The sequence below is a fragment of the Hymenobacter jeongseonensis genome, from assembly GCF_015694725.1.
Classification (GTDB): domain Bacteria; phylum Bacteroidota; class Bacteroidia; order Cytophagales; family Hymenobacteraceae; genus Hymenobacter; species Hymenobacter jeongseonensis.
Genome location: NZ_JADQDQ010000001.1, coordinates 82,740 through 101,467, shown reverse-complemented (window position 1 = coordinate 101,467; position 18,728 = coordinate 82,740). Strand labels below are relative to the sequence as shown.

The following is an 18,728-nucleotide window of genomic DNA, read 5'->3' as shown; positions in this document are numbered from 1 at the left end:
TACCCAATCAAACAGCTTAAATCCGCTGCAAGCTTTTGTAAAACGCGTCCTGGTACGATTTGCCGATGGGCACGAAGTGGCCTTCCCGTAAGTTGGCCGTGTTGTCCTCGATGGATTCGATGTGCTGGGTATTGAGCAAGTAGCTGCGGTGCACCCGAATGAAGTTCGGAAAAGTGCTGAGGCGGGTTTCCAGCGCCTTCAGGGTCGTGTAAACAATGTATTTGTGCTTGTTGGTCACGATGTTGACGTAGTCCGACAGGGCCTCCACGTACAGCACCTCATCGAAATTGATGCGCACCATCCGGCTGTTCACCTTCACAAATAGGTCCGTGTTGAGCGGCCCCTCGGCTGCGGCCGGCGTCACCGCCGGGCTCTGCCGGGATTGCACGCGCTGCACCGCTTGCGTGAAACGGGCAAAATCGAAGGGCTTCACCAAATAATCCGTCACGCGCAGCTCAAACGCATCGACGGCAAAGTCCTGCCGCGAAGTGGTGATGATGACTTCGGGCGGGTCGGTGAGCACGCGCAGCAGCTCCAGTCCGCTGAGGTGGGGCATCTCAATGTCAAGAAAAAGCACGTCGACCTGCTTGCCTTCGCGGAAGTACGTAAGCCCGGCAATGCCATCGGCTAACGACGCTTCCAGCTTCAGGTTAGGGGAAAGCTCGATGTAGTGTTCGAGCGTCAGACGATTGATTTCATCGTCATCAATGATGGCGCATGTCAACATAGCAAAGGAAAGGAGAGGCGGGCAACACAATTGACGAAAGAAGAGAAGAACCATTCGCCGCCATAAAGTAACCACTCGCTGGGCAATTAAGCCCAACGGCTTGGCACCAAAAAGGCCGCTCAACAGTAATCTCTAGTTTTGAGCACTCAACCACCTCGCTTTGAGGTGTTGCTTTCTTTTACTCCTTCTGCTTTTTTGCGATGTTTACTAAAGGTCTCCTCTTGCTGGCAATGGTAATGATTTCGGGTGCATCAACAGGACAGGCCCGTCCCCGCCCCCGGGCCGTTTCGGTGGCCGCAGCCGACGCCCGCGGCGAAAAAGCCACGCCCAGTTTTGCCGTCCAAGTCCGCGAAGCGCACCGCATCAGCGGTTACCTAACCGATGCCCTGGTGCTCACCAGCGCGCAAATGCACGCCGTAGAAGATTGTACCATAGCCGAATGCGAAGCCCTGGCGCTGGCAGTCACGCCCGCTGATGCTGCGCAGGCCCGGCAGCAGTATTTGCTTGCCTTGGGCCGGACGCTGGCTCCCAGCCAACTGGATGCCTATGTCGCCATCCGCGAGCAGTTGGCTGGTACCCTTATGCCGCTCGACGGCATGGGCCTCGCTTCCCGATAGCACCGTAGTCACATAAAGAGCGGGGCGTTGGCCGGAAGCACTGTGCTTCCGGCCAACGCCCCGCTCTTTATGTGGGATAGTTCTTAGTTCAGGTCCTTCTGCTGCATTTCCTGTTGCACCAGCGCCTGCACGGCCGGCAGGTCAAAATCGGCTTCGGTCTGAATGCTGGGCATCAGCCGGGCCATGATGGCTTCCTGGCGCTGGCCAGCGGCCCAGGCTTCGGCATAGGGCGTGTGCGAAAACGTGACCTGGGAGTAGAGCGGCGTCCAGCGCCCAGGGAATTGATTCGAGATTTTGGCCTCTATTTTCTTTTGCAGCAGGAAGCGCGGGTCTGCCACCCGGTCGCGCATCTCGGTGAAGTTGTAGAGGGCCAGGTCGGCCATGGCGTCGGCATTGGGCTTGCGCTGGGCCTGAAACTCGCTGAAAATCGTGGGCCAAGCAGCGTCGCCGTGCTGGTCGAGCAGCTCGTTGAGCACGCTGCAGTCTTCGAAGCCGGCGTTCATGCCCTGCCCGTAGAAGGGCACAATGGCGTGCGAGGCATCGCCGAGGAGCAGCACGTCGTCGTCGTACTTCCAAGGGTAGCAGCGAATGGTGACCAACGAGCCAGTGGGGTGCTCAAAAAACTCCTGCGTCAGGGCCGGCATGAGTGGCATCGCGTCGGGAAACACGCGGGTGAAAAAGGCGGTGACGTCGGCCGGCGTTTTCAGCGCGGCAAAGCTCTCTTCGCCTTCAAAGGGGAAAAACAGCGTGCAGTTGAACGAGCCGTCGAGGTTGGGCAGCGCAATCATCAGGTATTGGCCGCGGGGCCAGATGTGCAGGGCATTCTTCTCCAGCTGCCACGCGCCGCCGGGCCCAGCTTCGATGGTGAGTTCCTTGTAGCCGTAATCGAGGTAATCCTGCGAGTAGTCGTAGCGGTCCGTCTTTTGCAAGGCGCCGCGCACGGCCGAAAACGCCCCGTCGGTGCCGAACAGGCGGGTATACGGTTCGGTATGCTCCTGCTTGGTGGCGGTGTCGAGCAGGTGCAATTCCTGCTTTTTCAGGTCGAGGTGCAGGCACTGCTGGCCAAAATGCAGCTCCACGTTGGGGTTGGCATCGGCCAAGTCGAGCAGGCGGCGGTTGAGGTGGCCGCGATTGACGGAGTAGATGGCTTGGCCCTCGTGCCCGTAGGGCTGGCGGGTGAGGTTGCCCTGCACGTCGTGCATCACCCGGCCGCTCATCGGAATGCCTACCTGGCGAATGTCGTCGGCCACGCCCACGCCTTCTAGGGCCCGCCAGCCGCGGTCGGAAAGGGCCAAATTGATGGAACGGCCTTCCTGGAAGCCTGCCCGGCGCGGGTCGGCGCGCCGCTCAAATACCTGCACGGCATGCCCGCGCCGGGCCAGGTACAACGAGAGCAGGGACCCCACCAAACCGGCCCCCATGACGGTGAGGGGCTCGGCAGCGGGCAACGAAGAAGCAGGAGCGGACATAAGAAGAACAGTGTGAAGCAACGAAGCTACTACGTGCCGGGCATGCAAACCGGCCATTGGGCCAAGCCAGGCGATTCCAAAGCAGGGAATGCGTTTCCCACTTTGATTCGTCGGGTGCTGGCGAATGTTTGTCGGGCGCAGGGATTGGTTTGTCGGAATTTGGCCAATTACCAAGTCGACAACCAGACCTTTGATGCATTAGAACTAAACTACTTTCTACTATGAAAAATTTTCGAATTCGCCATCATCGCATCTGCTACATGCGGTGGCGCTGCCGGGCCACGAGCCGCCGGGCCATGTTGGTGGTGCTCCCGTTTTCAATGGTTGATAGTTTCGGTCCCAGCGCTGCTGCCTGGCGGCGTACCATTCCCGTAAAGGTGCTATTAAAGCCAGCGGCCAATGTATTGCGGGTGGGAGACTTCATAGTTGGCGAAGAAGGAGACCCTCAATTGTTGGGGCATCCCGGCATTCTTTACTAAGGGTTTATTAATCAGAAAAATAATCGCCTGCTAGGGCGGGGCTGCCGAATTAATTTTTTCAGCTGTCTGGAAAAAAAAGCAGTAGATTTGCAGCCTACTTTTTCAAATTTCCATACATGCGTCAACATTACTTTCTTATTATTTTATGCTTACTGCTGCCCCTGGGGAGCTGGGCGCAGGAATCCCAGGCCATCAGCGGTACCGTTCAAACCGAAGCGGGGACGCCGCTGCCCGGCGCCACGGTCTTTATCAAGGGCACGTACACCGGCGGCAGTAGCAACGAGGAAGGGCAGTTTCAGGTAAAAGCGGATTTTTCGAAAGGGCCGCTTGTCCTTTCGGTCTCCTTTGTGGGCTTCGAAACCCAGGAGTTGCCCATCAGTGCGCCCGATAATGCCCTTATCGTTACGTTGCGGCCCAGTGCCATGCTCGACCAAGTAGTAGTTGCGGCTTCCCGCGTGGAGGAAAGCATTGGCCAGGTGCCGGTTACGGTGGAAAAGCTGAACCAGCGGCAGGTTGAGCAAATCACGACGCCGGACTTGGTGGCGGGCCTGGCCCGGTTCAAGGGCATCGACATCAGCAGCTCCAGCATGTTGTCGACCAGCTTCAGCACGCGGGGCTTCAACTCCTCGCGCTCGGAGCGCGTGATTCAATTGGCCGACTACATGGACACGTCCATTCCCAGCCTGAGCAGCAACTTCGGCAACCTCCTTGGCACGCCCATTCTGGACATTGCCAGCGTGGAGATTGTGCACGGCCCAGCCTCCGCGCTCTACGGCGCCAACGCTTTCAACGGTGTACTGCTCACCAATTCCAAAGACCCCTTCAAGGACCAGGGCCTGACGGTGCGCCTGCGCGGCGGCAACCGCAGCCTGCTGGACGGCCAACTGCGCTACGCCCAGAAATTTGGCGAGCGGGTGGCGTTTAAACTCGCCGGTAGTGCCACCATGGCCGATGATTTCATTGCCGATAACGAAAGCGCCACGTCCAACCTGATTGAGCCAAATAACAACGCCATGGGTTCAAACCTGGGCTACGACGCGGTAAGCCGCTACGGCGACATCGGCAATACGTTTGGGGCCAGCGGAGGCGCCCTCAACGGCAAAACGGTGTTTCTGCCCGGCTACACGGAGGCGGCCCTGATTGCCGGCGACGACAAAACGCACTCCTATAAAGTGGCCCCCAGCCTGTCGGTGCTGCTCACCAACAGCATCAAAGCCACGGCCGATTACAAGTATACCAACGCCACCACCACCTACCAAAGTGCCAGCCGCTACCGTTTCGTGAACAGCGGCGCGCACCAGGGCCGGATTCAGGTAGAAGGCCGCAATTGGTTTGTGCGCGGTTTTACCACCCGCGACTATTCCGGGCAGCGCGACCCCAGCTCGGACGGTTCTTACAACCTGGGCTTTTTGGGAGCTTTCCTGCAAACGCGCTTGGTGCCGAATACCTACGCTGGTCAGCCCGGCCAGCCGGCTCAGCTGCCTTTCGCCAACAACTACTTTCAGGTCTATGCCCGCAACTACAACCAGGAGTTTGCCAGAAATGGCAGCAATGCCGATGCGGCAGCCCTGTTTGCCCGGACCGAAGCCAACCGCCTGAGCCCGCAGCTGAAGCCCGGCGAGGCTGATTTTAACGACGCCCGCAACGCCATCACCCACAATCCCACGCCGGGCCAGGGCGCGCGCGTGATTCTGCGCTCCATCATGAACGACGGCAGTGCCCAGTACAACTTCAAATCGGACATTGCCGACCTGACCGTAGGCGGCGCCTACCGCCAATACCTGCTCGGGTCGGACGGCTCGGTGTTCGAAGACACGAAAGACGGCGACCGCATTCCCAACTACGAGTACGGCGCCTATGCGCAGGCCAGCAAAACCCTGCTCGACGACCGCCTGAAACTGGCCGCGGCCGGCCGGGTAGACCGCTTCAAGAACTTCGGAACGGCGTTCTCGCCCCGCGCCTCGGTGGTGTACTCGCTGGGCGCCGACAAGCAGCATAACTTCCGCGCCAGCTACAGCCGCGCTTTCCGGGCCCCGACCCAGAACGACCAGTACATCAAGCTCGACGTGGGCCGGGCCATCTTGCTGGGCAACGTCCGCAACGGCTTCGACGGCTACTCCGTGAACGTGCTGCGCGGCGCCTCGCCCGCCGATGCGGCCAACCTGTACCGCGCCGACAAGCTCACGCTGGAGGAAGTGAACAGCTACGAAATCGGTTACCGCGCCCAACTGGCCAAAAAGCTGTATGTGGACGTGGACTACTTCCGCAACAGCTACAACAACTTCATTGCCACGCAAAACTTTGTGGGCAACGTGGACGGCACCCGCCCCACGCCGGCCCAGTTGGCCACCACCAACGCTCCTGGCAGCGCGGTGCGCGTGATTCAGGTGGCCGCCAACGTGGACCAGGAAGTGGAAAGCCAAGGCGCCGCCATCACCTTGAGCTACTCGTTTTCGCCGGCCCTCATCCTGAACGGCAACTACAGCTACAACGAGCTTAGCACCAATGATTTTAAGGCAGGCACCCAATCGTTCTTCAACACGCCCACACACAAGTTCAACGTGGGCCTCGACGGCTTGCTGCTCGAGCGCAAGCTGAGCTACAACCTGAACTACCGTTGGGTTGATGCCTTCCTCTACGAGTCGACGTTTGCGACCGGCACCGTGCCCGTGGCCCATACCATCGACGCGCAAGTGGGCTACACGCTCCCCAGCCTACACACCACCCTGCAGGTGGGCGGCACCAACCTGCTGGACGCTCAAAACCTGCAGGTATACGGCGCGCCCAGCATCGGCCGCATCGCCTACTTCGGGCTGTTGTTCGACATCAAGTAGCCGCGACTATCCCCAACTACAAAAAGCCCCGGCCTGCCACAGGTCGGGGCTTTTTATGTGCCATTCAAGGAGAATATACTTGCCGGAAGGTCAGGTTGAGCCGCGGGCCGATGGGCCGGGCGGTTTTGGGCAAGGCATGCTGCCAGTGCTGCTGGGTGGGGCCGCGCATCAGGAGCAGGCTGCCGGTGGGCAAATCCAGTCCGAAAGGGGGCAAATCGAGCCCGGCGCGGGGCCGCAGGCGAAAGCGGCGCGTGGCGCCCAGGCTAAGGGAAGCAATGGCGGGCGATTGCCCGAGTTCCGGCTCGTCGTCGGAGTGCCAGCCCATGCTGTCGCGGCCGTCGCGGTAGTAGTTCAGCAGCACGCTGTTGAAGGCCGTGCCCGTGGCGGTTTCGATGCGCTGCCGCAGGGAATGCAAGGCGAGCGTCCAGGGCCGCGGCTCCCAGGCCAGGCCCGAGTAGCTGTAGCGGGCATCCGGGTCGCCGTACCAGGCCGTGAGGCGGGGCTGCGGTAGCTCTTTTCCAAAAATGCGGATATTCCGGTGCTCCCAGGACACGTCGCGGATGAGTTGCGCCAGCAGGACGTCGGCTTCTGCCGCCGGCAGGAAAACAGGGTCAAACAGTAGGTCGGCCCGCGGCAGGGGCAAAGGCGAGAAAGTCATGCGGATGCTTAACCCAGCTTCGTGATGTTAACAACGCCTCCTTATAGCCCGGTTGAGCGAGGCCGGCCCGTTGCTGGAAACAAAACCGCCGGCCCTGCCCTCACTTGGGCAGCATTTTTTCCATCTGCTCGCGTACTTCTTTGGGTTGCTTCTCCATGATGTAGCCGTTCAGCTTTTGGAGGCCGTACTGGAGGCCAAGTCCCAACGCAAAGCACACGAGCAGGGCAGAAAACCAGTTTCGGCTGCGGTAATTAACGTTGCCCACGTTGCGCGGCCAGAACCATAGAATGTACACCAGCACGGCTGGCAGGTTGAACAGCGGACCATACCAAGAACTCAGGCCGTAGCGGGGCAGCGCCCATTTCAGCACCAGCCCGCCGAGTACCATGTAGGCCACCACGAACAGCACTAGGCCCAGTATTGCCCGCTTGCGGTCGAGCCGCCACAGATTCAGGCCCAGCAGGGCCCCGCCCGCCAGAAAACTGAAGGGAATCGAAAACAACACGATGGTGATGGGCGAGTACAGCGCCGGGCCCGTTGCGGCTTCGGTCCCGTCATCGACAGTGGCCGCGGCGGCGTCTTCGCGCTCGGCTTCGGCGGCGGCTTCGCGGGCGCGCTGCTCGGCGGCGGCAATTTCTAGGCCGGGGCGCAGGGTGGCTTCTTCGGGCGCGGGCTGGCCGCGGCGCCGGAGTTCATCGAGGGCGGCCAGCACGGCGGCCTCGCGGTACTGGGCATGGCCGGTCACGTATTCGCGCAGGGCCGCGTCGGTCTTGAGCAGCATCTTGGCGGCGTAATCTTCCATTTTCAATGGGGGAATGCGTGAATGAGCGAGTGGGTGAGAGAAAGAAGGTGGGGAGATGGACAGTTTAAAAACGAACAAATACACATTCGCTCATTCATCCATTCGCCCATTGTTGCAGCGCTTGACCCACCCGACTTACATCCTCAAACGAATTATAGAGCGGCACGGGTGCCAGCCGGATGACGTTGGGCTCGCGCCAGTCGGCAATAATGCCCTGACTGGCCAGGTAGTCGAACAGCTCGCGGCCGCGCTGGTGCACCAGCACCGACAGCTGGCAGCCGCGCTGCGCCGGGTCGGTGGGGGTGATGATTTCCAGCTGGCTGGTAGGCAAGCCCAGGCCGCGAATGAGGGCTTCGAGGTAGCCGGTGAGCTGCTCGCTCTTGCGGCGCAGCGCCGCCAGCCCGCCGGCCCGGTCCACCATGTCGAGGCTGGCGCGGTGAATGGCCATCGGGAAAATCTGGGCGTTCGAAAGCTGCCAGCCGGCCGCGCCCGGCATGGGCCGGAAGCCTTTTTTCATCTTGAAACGGTCCGAGGGGTCGTGGCCCCACCAGCCAGCCAGCCGCACCAAGTCGGGTCGGTTGGCAAACCGCTCGTGCACAAACACGCCCGACGTGCCGCCCGGCCCCGAGTTGAGGTATTTGTAGGAGCACCAGCAGGCAAAATCCACGTCCCAGTCGTGCAGGTGCATTTCCAGGTTGCCGGCCGCGTGGGCCAGGTCGAAGCCGACCAGCGCGCCCACCGCGTGCCCGGCCCGCGTAATAGCGGCCATGTCGAATGCCTGCCCGGTGTAGTAGTTCACGCCCCCGATGAGGACGGTGGCCAGTGAGTCGCCCAACTCCTGGATGGTGGATTCAATGTCTTCGGTGCGCAGGGTGTATTCGCCGGGGCGGGGCACCAGCTCCACAATCACGTCGGCGGGGTCGAGGCCGTGCAGGCGGGCTTGGCTTTCGATGGCGTATTGGTCGGAAGGAAACGCGCCGCCTTCCATCAAAATCTTGAAGCGCGTGGCCGTGGGGCGGTAAAACGACACCAGCAGCAGGTGCAGGTTCACCGTCAGGTTGTTCATCACCACCACTTCCAAAGGGCGGGCGCCCACCAGGCGGGCCGAGCCCGCGGCCAGGGTTTCGTGGTAGTGCATCCAGGGGGACGTGCCGTGGAAATGGCCTTCGACGCCCAGCCGCTCCCAAGCCTCGAATTCTTGCTCGACGGCCGCACGGGCAGCTTTGGGCTGCAAGCCCAGCGAGTTGCCGCAGAGGTAGGCGCAGGGCTGCCCGTCGGGACCCGGCGGAATGTGAAACTCCTGGCGGAATGCGGCGAGGGGGTCAGCCGCATCCAGTTGGGCAGCGGAAAGGGCAGCGGAAACGTCGTTCATAAAGCGCAAATATCGGCAGTAGGGCGCGCGCCCGGCTGTGAGTGGCTGGAAAGATTCGGGCCAACGCGGGCTAGCGGCCCGCCAGCAGGGAAGAGGCGTTGGCGAATTTCTCCTGGGTCAGCCCCAGCCAATCCAAGGCATTCTGGCCCAGTATTTGGGCCTTGATATCGGCCGGAAACGGCATCGACTTGATGAGTTGGCCGGGTTCCAACTCGCCGAGCGGGAAGGGATAATCGGAGCCCAGCGTGATTTTGTCGGCGCCCAGCGTCTTCACCAGGTAGTCCAGCATCAGCGGGTCGTGCACCAGAGAATCCACCCAAAACTTGCCCAGATACTGGCGCGGGTTGTGGGGGTTGTCCACGGCGCAGAGGTCGGGCCGCACCTGCCAGCCGTGCTCGATGCGCCCAATGGTGCTGGCAAACGAGCCCCCGCCGTGCGCCACCGCCACGCGCAGCTTGGGCAGCCGCTCCAGCACGCCGCCGAAGATGAGCGAGCAGAGCGCCAGTGTGCTTTCGGCGGGCATGCCCACCAGCCAGGGCAGCCAGTACTTGGGCATTTTCTGCTGGGCCATCATGTCCCAGGGGTGCACAAAGACGCAAGCGCCCAGCTCCTCAGCGGTGGCGAATACTTCGAACAGTTCGGGCTGGTCGAGGTTCCAGTCGTTCACGTGCGAGCCGATTTGCACGCCGGCCAGCCCGATTTTCATGCAGCGCTCCAGCTCCTTGATGGCCAGGGTGGGCGCCTGCATCGGAATGGTGCCCAGGCCCACGTAGCGGGTGGGGTAGCGGGCGACTACGCCGGCAATGTGGTCGTTGAGCAGCTGGCTCAGGTCGAGGCAGTCGGCCGGTTTGGCCCAGTAGCTGAACATGACCGGCACGGTGCTCAGCACCTGCACCTGCACCCCAAATTGGTCGTACTCGCGCAGCCGCACGGCCGGGTCCCAGCAGTTGTCCTGCACTTCGCGGAAGAACTTGTCGTCCTGCATCATGCGAGCGCAGCAGGGCTTGTGGTGCTCCAGCCGAATGAAGCCCCCGTAGCCGTAGCGGTCCGCTAAATCGGGCCAGCGCTCGGGCAGAATGTGGGTATGAATGTCAATGCTCAGCACAGGGTGGGGCGGCAACGGGGCAAGAGGGTGGAGCGGGCGGGAATTAGGCAGCAGGAACCGGGGCGGGCGGCTCCATCACGGTGCCGCAGTTCTTACACTTCCGCAGCTCTTCGGAAGCCCAGAATTTGTTCATGATGGGCGGGAGCTGGGCCACGATGTCGGTGATGACGGCGAACTCTTCGTGCAGCTTGTGCCCGCAGTTTTCGCAGTACCATTGAAAGCCGTCTACTTCCTCGGCGTCGCGGTAGCGCTCCAGCACCAGGCCCACGGTGCCGGCCGGGCGGCGCGGCGAGTGGGGCACGTTGGGCGGCAGCAAAAACATCTCGCCGGGCCCAATGGTGATGTCCACCGGCTGGCCGTCTTCGATGATTTTAACCGTCATCGTGCCTTCGATTTGCCAGAAAAGCTCCTCGCCGGCGTCCACGTGGTAGTCTTTGCGGGCGTTGGGGCCGCCCACTACCATCACGATGAAGTCCTTGTTGTCTTTGAACACCTGCTGGTTGCCCACCGGAGGCTTCAGCAAATGGCGGTGCTCGTCAATCCACTTTTGGAAATTAAACGGACGGGTTATCATGGGCGGCAAGGGTTGGTTGGGAATGCTAATCTACTGCCGAGCACCGGGCCCGCGCATGCTGTCGTTCTCCACTGGGGGGCGCTTTGCAAAAATAACGACTCCGGCACCGCACCGGTAGCGTGCGCGGGTTGGGTAGCTTTGCTTGCAGCAAGGCCAGGAGCAGGTGGCACGCAGCGCAACTTTGGCGTCGCATTGGTTCGCCTTTTCTAACCAAAAGCACATCACCTGCCAGCGCCAGCGCACCGGGCGTTCTTTTAATTTTTCTTTCTATTCATGACAAGCTTCCCCCTTTCTTCCCGGCGCGCCCTCGTGGGCGGCTCCACGCAGGGCATTGGCCGCGCCATTGCCGAAGCCCTGGCGGCCCAAGGCGCCACCGTGACCCTGCTAGCCCGCGACGCGGCTCGCCTGCAGGAAGTGGCGGCGTCGCTGCCCACGCCGGCGGGCCAGCAGCACGACTTCATCGCGGCCGATTTTACCGCACCTGAGGCCCTGGCGGCTACCGTGCGGGCGTACCTGGCAACTGCCGCCACCGGCTTCCACATTTTGGTAAATAACACCGGCGGCCCTCCCGGCGGCCCCTTGCTCGCGGCCACGCCCGCCGATTTTAGGGCCGCTTTCGAGCAGCACCTCGTGGCCAACCACCTGCTGGCCCAGGCCACGGTGCCGGCCATGCAAGCAGCAGGGTTTGGGCGCATTATCAACGTCGTCAGCACGTCGGTGAAAGTGCCGTTGCCCGGCTTGGGCGTGAGCAATACCATTCGCGGGGCCGTGGCCAGCTGGGCTAAAACCCTGGCCAATGAGTTGGGCCCGGACGGCATCACGGTGAACAATGTGCTGCCCGGTGCCACCCTCACGCAGCGCCACACCTCGCTCATCGAAAAGAAAACTGCCCAAACTGGCCAGTCGGCCGACGCCATCGAGGCCGACATGCTGAAGCTGATTCCGGCCCGGCGCTTTGGACTGGCCGAGGAAGTGGCGGCAGCCGTGGCCTTCCTAGCGTCGCCGGCGGCGGCCTACATCACCGGCACAAGCGTGCCCGTGGACGGCGGCCGCACCGGCAGCTTGTAAGGGACTTTCTACCCCAAAAGGCAATGCTGCAGCCGGTCAATGTCCTGTTACTTTTGCGCCACGCAAGCCCTTCCCGATTTTGGTAAAATTCGACACGCTTTCCATCGTTATTCCGGTATATAACGAAGCCCGTACCATTCATCAGGTTCTGGATTTGCTGCGCGAACTGAAATTACTAAACAACATCGGCAAGGAAATCATCTTGGTCAACGACTGCTCCACCGACGGGTCGGGCGATGCCATCCGGGCGTATGCCGTGCGTTACCCCGAAATGGGCCTGCGGCTGCTGGAGCACGCCGTGAACCAGGGTAAAGGGGCCGCCCTGCACACGGGCATTCGCGAGGCCACCGGCGACTACGTCATCATTCAGGACGCCGACCTGGAATACGACCCGGAGGAGTACAACATCCTCCTCAAACCCGTGCTCAAGGGCTTTGCCGACGTGGTGTACGGCTCGCGCTTTATGGGAGGCAACCCTCACCGCATCCTGTTTTTTTGGCACAGCATCGGCAATAATGTGTTGACGTTCCTCTCGAACATGGTGACCGACCTAAATCTGACGGACATGGAAACGTGCTACAAGTTATTCCGGCGCGACATCATTCAGAACCTTCGCCTCGAAGAGAAGCGCTTTGGCTTCGAGCCCGAAGTCACGGCCAAAGTGGCGCGGGTGAAAGACGTACGACTCTACGAAGTGGGCATCAGCTACTACGGCCGGACTTACGCCGAGGGCAAGAAAATTGGCTGGCGCGACGGATTTCGGGCCATTTACTGCATTATAAAGTATGGACTGTTGGGGCACTAGGCCAAGCCGCGTTACTTGAATTCAGCCGTAGTTTTAACGGCTTTACAACCCAACACCAGCGGGCAGGCCTCTGGTTTTAATGCACATCGGTGAAAATTTCTATCGTCATTCCCGCTTACAACGAAGAGGAAAACCTGCCGGAAGTGGCCGCTCGCATCAAAGAGCATTTGAGCGGGCGCTTCGAGCGGGAGCTGATTTTTGTCGATGACGGCTCGCAGGACAACACCCAGCAGGTGCTGCGCGACATGCGGGCCCAAGACCCTGACATCCACTTTGTGGTGCTGGCGCGCAACTTTGGCCACCAGAGCGCCTTGCGGGCGGGCATCGATTACGCCACAGGCGACTGCGTTATTTAGCTCGATGCCGACTTACAGCACCCGCCGCGCCAGAAATAATCTGGAATGCAGCCCATGAGGCTGTACACGCGCGCCTTACGGCTCGACTGATACTTTCAAGTCGTCGATGTAAACCGGCTGGCTTCCGCCCGTGCGCCACAGGAAAATGCTCAGCCTATGCGAAGCGTTGATGCTGGCGGGCAGCGTAATAACCTGGCTGACCTCCGTCCACTTGCCAGTGGTTTTCACCTGCTCGTTTAGTTTGATGCCTTGCCAGAGCAGGGGCTTGGCCGAAGCACCAGCGGCTGGGTCGGCAATAGAGGCCACAAGCGTCGCTTCGGCTTGGTTGCCGGGCAGGTAAGCCCAGGCCGACACCCTTATTTTGTCCGGACGCGCTTCGCGCAGCTCGCTTAGGACGTTCGTGTACGTGAGGCTGTACTCGTGGTTGGCGTCCACCTTGAGCGACGTTTTTCCCGAATGCGCCTGCTCGGTGGTCAGCGTGGCGCTCAGCGGCTCGGGTAGCCAGCCGTCGAGCGTTTCGAAACCGCTTACGAACAGCGTATTCGGGTCACCATCTGTCGTGGCAGTGCCGCCGCACCCTGTCAGGCTTAGCGTACTCAAAAAGAACAGAAGATTTTTCATCGAAATCGCAGGCAAAAAACGGGTGATGGGCTACCAAAGCTCGGTGATGCGCAGGTCGTCGGCATACACCGGGACCGGCGAGCCGGCTTGCCACATATAAACAACGAGCACGCTGCTCGACGGCAGGTCGGCGGGCAGGTCCAGGCTTCGGCTCACCGGCTTCCACTCCCCAAAAGGGCGGCTATCGGCCAGAAAAACGTATTTGGTGAAGAACGGATGGTCTGGGTCGCCGGCAGGAGCAATGGACAGCACGAAGCGGGCATCGGCTTCGGGGCCGGGCACCCACGCCCAGGCACTCAGGGTTATGCGCCGGGGGCGGTGGTGCGGGCTAAGCTTGCTCAGCAGCATGCGGTAGGTAACCGAATACGGGTGTTTCGAATCGACGCGGATGGCGAATTTGCCCGCGTAGGCTTTTTCGGTGGTGAGGCTGGCGTGCGGCTCGGGGAGCCAGCTGGCCAGTTCCTCGAAGCCGGTCTGCATCAGCACCCGGGGCTGCACTGGCTGGCGGCCAGCGCTGGGCTGGCACCCGGCCAGGCCCAGTAGGCCGACAAGCGCCAGCGCGGCGGCCCGGCAAGGTTTGGCAAATAAGAGCATGCGGCTGGCGTGTGTCATCAGATAAAAACCGGTTACCACGGGCGGCGACGGTCGCGGCGGCGCAGCACAACGCCCGGCTCCCGCCCAACCTGCTCGAAGCCGGCGGCAAAAGCCGCGTGCTGGGGCGCCAGTTGGGCGTAGACTGCGGGAGGCATCACCAAGTAGTCGAGGCTGTCGGCGGCCATGCGGTTGAGGCATTCTTCCGCCGTAATCTCGCCCATTTCTCCCGGCTGCCAGGCCACCCCGCGCCGGTCAAAGTAGACCTGCCCGGTGTTGACGGCTTCGTTAATTACCAGAATAGTGGCCGTTTGCGGAACGCCGGCCCGTTGGAGCTGCTCGGCGCCGCCCCGCATCCACAGGTGGGTGTAGTACTGCGAAAAAGGCGGGTAGTCGTCGCTCATGCGGCGGTTCAGGCGCTTGTAACCGGTGGCACCCAGAAACAGCACCAGTGCCGCCAGTCCCACGCTAGTAGCGTAGCGAACGGGCCCGGTGTACTTGCCCACGTTGAGCAAGGCCAGCACCAACAGCAGCACGGCCGGCGGAATAAAGGAGCATATCAGGTAATAGTCGTGGACGCCCAGACTGCTGCCCATCAACTGCACAAACAGGTAGGCGATGACGACGGAGGCCAGCAGCAGCAGGGTCAGGGGCAGGTAGCGGCGCAGGTTGGGCCGCAGAAAAACGAGCAGCAGCCCGCCGCATACCGCCAGCGTGCGGTACTGGGTGGTGGTGGCGTATTCGGCCAGCCAATTGGTGCGCACCGACTGCACAATGTCGTGCTGCGTCTCCGGGTCCAAAATAGGGTTGATGGACGAGAGGAACTGCCACGAGCGGTAGGTGTTGTTGAGGTACTGATTGTGCAGGAAAAAGGCGACAATGGCCCCAAAGCCCACCCCGGCCCACAACAGAAAATGGCGCCGGTGCCTGGGCAGCAGCAAGGCCGGCTCCAGAAAAGCCCACAGCAGGGTAATGCCCACCACCGCCCCCAGGTGCAGGGCCGTAGTGGTTTTTACCAGGCCGGCCAGCGTGAGCACCAGCAGGGCCAGGCGCAAGTCTGGGAACTGCCGGTTCTCGAAAAAACGGAACCAGTAGTAATAGCCGATAAAACTCAGACTCAGACTAAACGGGTCAGGCAGAAAGCTGCCGGCGTAGAAGGCGTAGAATGGCGAGGCCAGAAGGAAAGCTCCGGGCACCAGGCCGGCTACAAAGTGGTTGGTGCGCTCAAATACCAGCCGGAACAGGTAAAAAAAACCCGTCACCGTCATGGCCACATCCAGTAGGCGAAACAAGGGCACGATGCTGTTCCGGCCAAACACCACGCCGCCTAGGGCCGCCAGATAGGCCTGAATTGGAAACTCTACCCCCGTAACACCGCCAATGGACACCAGCGACGAGGTGCGCGGAGTAAGAAAGGGAAGCCCGTAATCGTAAAAATTCAGGGCCAGCGACAGCCGGTCAGACTGCGCCCAGGTGTGGATGCCGGTGGGCAAGGCGTGCAGGTAGGGCAGGTAATACACAGCCGCCACCACCACAAATAGCAGCGCCGCGGCCACGTGGTAGGGCCGGGACCGCAGGGGCCGCATCAGGGTATCGGAAAGGAAGGAACGCAAAACTAAAGGAGAGGTCGCTAGGGCAAGTGGCAAACAAAACTAGGGGCCGGCACCTGCGCCGGGGGACGGGGCTCGGTCCCGGCCTGCCACTGCCCGAGGGTTACTTCACGATGCTGACCGAGAAATCGTCGAGGTAAACGGGCTGGTCGACCGAAGTGCGCCACAAGAAGAAGCCGATGTTGTCAGTGGCTGTGGCGTTTTTTGGAATTTCCACCACCTTGCTGATTTCCACCCATTGGTTGTACTTATTGCCCACGGCCTGCGTCACATCGAAGCCATCCCAGAGCACGGGCTTGGTAGCGGGGGGCTGGTCGCCGACGTGGGTTACCAGCAGCGCCGTGGCGTTGCCGTTGGGCACAAATACCCAGGCCGTCAGTTTCAGCTTATTGATGCGAACCCCCTGCAAATTGCCTAGCGTGCTACTGAAGCCCAGGCTGAACTCGTTGTTGGCATCCACCTTGATGGCATACTGGCCCGAGTGCGCTTTCTCCGTCGTGAGCGTGGGCGTGGGCGCCGCGCCCAGCCAGCCCGCCAGATTATCAAAGTCGTTGTGCACCACCGTGGCGCTATCAGCCGCGGCGCCTTTGTCGGTGCTGCAGGCCGGGGCCACTAAGGCAAGCAAGCCGAGTAGCGCCAACCGCCGGCCGTAAGAAACTACATTATTCATAGGAGAAAAAAGAAAAGCAGGGAATAGGCAAGGAGGTTGGTTAGCGAATTTCAGTTAGCTTCCAGTCGTCGGCATACAGCGGGTGGTTGGCGCTGAAATGCCAGAGAAACACCACAATCTGGGCATCCGAGGCAATCTCGGGCGGCAGGTTAATGTCGCGGCTAATGTATGTCCACCGCTTGTAAGGCCACTTATCTGCCAGAAAAAGGTGGGTGGAAAAGATGGCTGGCATGCCCTCGACCGCGTTGGGCGGGTTGAGCAGGAAAATCAGGCGGCCTTCCTCCAAGGGGCCCTCCACCCAGGCCCAGGCGCTGAGCCGCAGCCGGCGCGGCCGCTTGCTGAAGCCGTCGCGCAGGGTGAGGCGGTAGGTGACCGAAAACGGGTGTTTCTTGTCCACTCTTACCGAGTAACGGCCGGAATGGGCGCGCTCGGTGGTGAGCGACGAATCGGGCACGGGCAGCCAGCCAGGCATTTGCTCGAAGTCGTTTTCGAAAATGACGTGTTCGCGCACCACGTCCGGGTCGTCGGTGCGCGCCCGGCACTGGCTCAGGCCCAGCAGCAGCGCCAGGCCCGCCAGCCGGCCCCAGCGGCGCATCAGTGCCCCGCCCCGGCAGCTCATTGGAATTTGCATAAAAGTGTTGCCGCCTTGCATTACCACGCGCGTTGTTCGGGATGAAGCCGCCGCAGCACTACTACCTGCTGTTCGACCACGGGGGCAAAGTTCTCGAGCAGGGCGGCGCGCTCCGGCTGCAGCCGCTGGTAGGCTTTCTGCTTCATAATAACATATTCCAGCCCAAAGGCCGACATGTACTCCACAATGGCGCCCAGCTTGGTATCGGGCAGGTAGGTGGCCATGTTGCGCCCGCGCCGGTCAAAAAACACCAGCGCCATGTTGGGCGAGTAGTCTTCCAGCACCAGTACCAACGCTTTCTGGGGCACCCCGGCCTTGGCCAGCAAGTCCGCGCCGCCGCGCATCCAGCGGTGTGTATAGCCGATGCTGACCGGCGGGTGGTCATCGCTCATGCGGCCGGCCAGTTGCCCAAAGCTGCTGTGCACCAAGTAGCCCGAGAGTACCAGCAGCCCTCCCGAAAAGGCATAGCGCAGCCACGGCCGCCGCACCAGCGGCGCCACCAGCACCAAGGCCATAACCACGGCCAGCACCACCGGCGGCAAAAACGAGCAGATGACGTAATAGTCGTGCACCGCCAGCTGGGCCCCCATCAATTGGTAGAAGAGAAACGCTATAGCCAGCGTGGCCAGCAACAGCATCAGCAGCCGCAAGTGCAGCCGCCAGCTGCGGTACACCAGTGCCACGCAAACCACCGAACACACCAACAAAATGCGGTATTGCGTGCGCGTCAGGTATTCGAACCACCAAGTTTCTTTGACCACACGCAGGTACTCGTGCCAGGTTTCCACGCCTTCGGCCGGCTTGGGCACGGCCAGGAATTGCTGAGATTGGTACTCCTCGTTGAGGTGGGTGTTGTGCAAGTAAAACCCGATGAGCAAGGCCAGCCCAACCCCCAGCGTGCCGAGAAACTGCAGCCGCTGCCAATGGGTGAAGCGGTTGGGCTCCAGAAAAGCGTAGAGCAGGGTGATGCCCGCCACCGCCCCCAGGTGCAGCGCGCATGTGGTTTTGATAAGTGCCGCCAGAATCAACACCGCCAGTGCCCACAGCAAATCCGCAAACCGATTGGAGGTATCGAAATAGCGCAACCAGTAGTAGTAGCCCGCAAACGTGAGCGACAAGCTGAACGGGTCGGGCAAGGTGCTGCCCGCGTAAAACGCGTAGGTGGGCGCCGTAAGCAGAAAAGCGCCCGGCAGCAAACCGGCGGCAAAGTTGCCAGTCCGCTCAAACACAATCCGAAACAAGTACCAGAACCCAAGCACGGCCATCGCCACATCGAGCCCCCGAAAGACGGCCACGATGTTGTCGCGTCCAAAAATCAGCCCGCCCAACGCCGCCAGGTAAGGCTGAATGGGAAACTCCACGCCCGTAATGCCCCCGATGGATTCCAGCGACGACGTGCGCGGGTGCCAAAAATCAAACTCAAAATCGTAAAAATTGACGGCCAGCGAAAGCCGGTCCGTCTGCGGCCATACGTGCGTGCCTTCGGGCAGCATCCAGAGGTAAGGCCCAAAAAGACAGGCCGCCGCTATTGCTAATAAAACGGCCGCCGCCACGTGGTAAGGGCGGGAAAGTTTCAACAAGGGGTTCGACGTAGCGAATGAAAACAAGGACAAAGCTAGGCGTGGGCTTATTGAATAACTTGGCAAAAGTATACATTTTAGCGCTGGCAATACCCGGCGTTTGCCGCTAAAACGAGCTTGTCAGTAGCAGCTTTTGGGTCGGATTTGCGTTATAACGAG

The 18,728-nt window shown here is 61.1% G+C and carries 19 protein-coding genes; 5 read left to right on the top strand and 14 right to left on the bottom strand.

Annotation, left to right across the window (positions count from 1 at the left end; translation table 11 throughout):
- Positions 1 to 16 precede the first annotated feature (16 nt).
- On the bottom strand, positions 17 to 727 hold the full coding sequence (locus I2I05_RS00450) for a LytR/AlgR family response regulator transcription factor (protein WP_196280253.1): 711 nt from the start codon (positions 725 to 727) through the stop codon (positions 17 to 19).
- Positions 728 to 927: 200 nt separating this feature from the next.
- On the opposite strand from I2I05_RS00450, the gene I2I05_RS00445 reads away from it, so the two are divergent.
- On the top strand, positions 928 to 1,344 hold the full coding sequence (locus I2I05_RS00445) for a hypothetical protein (protein WP_196280252.1): 417 nt from the start codon (positions 928 to 930) through the stop codon (positions 1,342 to 1,344).
- Between the two features lie 83 nt (positions 1,345 to 1,427).
- Here the strand turns inward: I2I05_RS00445 and I2I05_RS00440 are convergent, their stop codons facing one another.
- Together I2I05_RS00440 and I2I05_RS00435 are read right to left on the bottom strand one after the other, a co-directional pair.
- Entirely contained in the window at positions 1,428 to 2,813 is a 1,386-nt protein-coding gene (locus I2I05_RS00440; protein WP_230688056.1) for an FAD-dependent oxidoreductase, read from the bottom strand.
- Between the two features lie 256 nt (positions 2,814 to 3,069).
- A complete protein-coding gene (locus I2I05_RS00435; protein ID WP_196280251.1) occupies positions 3,070 to 3,237 on the bottom strand; it encodes a hypothetical protein in 168 nt (55 codons plus the stop codon).
- A 171-nt stretch (positions 3,238 to 3,408) separates the two neighbouring features.
- Between I2I05_RS00435 and I2I05_RS00430 the strand changes: the two genes are divergently transcribed.
- Positions 3,409 to 6,126: a TonB-dependent receptor gene (locus tag I2I05_RS00430; RefSeq protein ID WP_196280250.1), complete on the top strand. Its 2,718-nt coding sequence runs from the start codon at positions 3,409 to 3,411 to the stop codon at positions 6,124 to 6,126.
- 64 nt (positions 6,127 to 6,190) lie between these two features.
- Here the strand turns inward: I2I05_RS00430 and I2I05_RS00425 are convergent, their stop codons facing one another.
- From I2I05_RS00425 to I2I05_RS00405, 5 genes are all read right to left on the bottom strand, one after another.
- On the bottom strand, positions 6,191 to 6,784 hold the full coding sequence (locus I2I05_RS00425) for an alpha-ketoglutarate-dependent dioxygenase AlkB family protein (protein WP_196280249.1): 594 nt from the start codon (positions 6,782 to 6,784) through the stop codon (positions 6,191 to 6,193).
- Between the two features lie 100 nt (positions 6,785 to 6,884).
- Positions 6,885 to 7,586 (bottom strand): hypothetical protein, encoded by a 702-nt coding sequence (locus I2I05_RS00420; RefSeq protein WP_196280248.1) that lies wholly within the window; start codon positions 7,584 to 7,586, stop codon positions 6,885 to 6,887.
- Positions 7,587 to 7,680: 94 nt separating this feature from the next.
- The gene (kynU, locus tag I2I05_RS00415) at positions 7,681 to 8,958 is read right to left on the bottom strand and encodes a kynureninase (protein ID WP_196280247.1); all 1,278 of its coding nucleotides are present in this window, start codon (positions 8,956 to 8,958) and stop codon (positions 7,681 to 7,683) included.
- Between the two features lie 70 nt (positions 8,959 to 9,028).
- A complete protein-coding gene (locus tag I2I05_RS00410) occupies positions 9,029 to 10,078 on the bottom strand; it encodes an amidohydrolase family protein (RefSeq protein ID WP_230688055.1) in 1,050 nt (349 codons plus the stop codon).
- 28 nt (positions 10,079 to 10,106) lie between these two features.
- Positions 10,107 to 10,637: a 3-hydroxyanthranilate 3,4-dioxygenase gene (locus I2I05_RS00405; protein WP_196280246.1), complete on the bottom strand. Its 531-nt coding sequence runs from the start codon at positions 10,635 to 10,637 to the stop codon at positions 10,107 to 10,109.
- Between the two features lie 273 nt (positions 10,638 to 10,910).
- On the opposite strand from I2I05_RS00405, the gene I2I05_RS00400 reads away from it, so the two are divergent.
- From I2I05_RS00400 to I2I05_RS00390, 3 genes are all read left to right on the top strand, one after another.
- A complete protein-coding gene (locus I2I05_RS00400; protein ID WP_196280245.1) occupies positions 10,911 to 11,705 on the top strand; it encodes an SDR family oxidoreductase in 795 nt (264 codons plus the stop codon).
- Between the two features lie 79 nt (positions 11,706 to 11,784).
- The gene (locus I2I05_RS00395; RefSeq protein ID WP_196280244.1) at positions 11,785 to 12,510 is read left to right on the top strand and encodes a glycosyltransferase family 2 protein; all 726 of its coding nucleotides are present in this window, start codon (positions 11,785 to 11,787) and stop codon (positions 12,508 to 12,510) included.
- An 89-nt stretch (positions 12,511 to 12,599) separates the two neighbouring features.
- The gene (locus tag I2I05_RS00390) at positions 12,600 to 12,866 is read left to right on the top strand and encodes a glycosyltransferase (RefSeq protein WP_196280243.1); all 267 of its coding nucleotides are present in this window, start codon (positions 12,600 to 12,602) and stop codon (positions 12,864 to 12,866) included.
- Between the two features lie 75 nt (positions 12,867 to 12,941).
- Here the strand turns inward: I2I05_RS00390 and I2I05_RS00385 are convergent, their stop codons facing one another.
- From I2I05_RS00385 to I2I05_RS00360, 6 genes are all read right to left on the bottom strand, one after another.
- Positions 12,942 to 13,487, bottom strand: coding sequence for a carbohydrate binding domain-containing protein (locus tag I2I05_RS00385; protein ID WP_196280242.1), 546 nt, complete (start codon positions 13,485 to 13,487; stop codon positions 12,942 to 12,944).
- 30 nt (positions 13,488 to 13,517) lie between these two features.
- Positions 13,518 to 14,099 carry a hypothetical protein gene (locus I2I05_RS00380; RefSeq protein WP_196280241.1) on the bottom strand — a complete coding sequence of 194 codons (582 nt, stop codon included), beginning with the start codon at positions 14,097 to 14,099 and terminating at the stop codon, positions 13,518 to 13,520.
- Positions 14,100 to 14,113: 14 nt separating this feature from the next.
- Positions 14,114 to 15,691 (bottom strand): glycosyltransferase family 39 protein, encoded by a 1,578-nt coding sequence (locus I2I05_RS00375; RefSeq protein ID WP_196280240.1) that lies wholly within the window; start codon positions 15,689 to 15,691, stop codon positions 14,114 to 14,116.
- A gap of 100 nt (positions 15,692 to 15,791) precedes the next feature.
- Positions 15,792 to 16,358: a hypothetical protein gene (locus tag I2I05_RS00370; RefSeq protein ID WP_196280239.1), complete on the bottom strand. Its 567-nt coding sequence runs from the start codon at positions 16,356 to 16,358 to the stop codon at positions 15,792 to 15,794.
- Between the two features lie 40 nt (positions 16,359 to 16,398).
- Entirely contained in the window at positions 16,399 to 16,989 is a 591-nt protein-coding gene (locus tag I2I05_RS00365; protein WP_196280238.1) for a hypothetical protein, read from the bottom strand.
- Between the two features lie 20 nt (positions 16,990 to 17,009).
- A complete protein-coding gene (locus I2I05_RS00360) occupies positions 17,010 to 18,569 on the bottom strand; it encodes a hypothetical protein (protein ID WP_196280237.1) in 1,560 nt (519 codons plus the stop codon).
- Between the last annotated feature and the right edge of the window lie 159 nt (positions 18,570 to 18,728).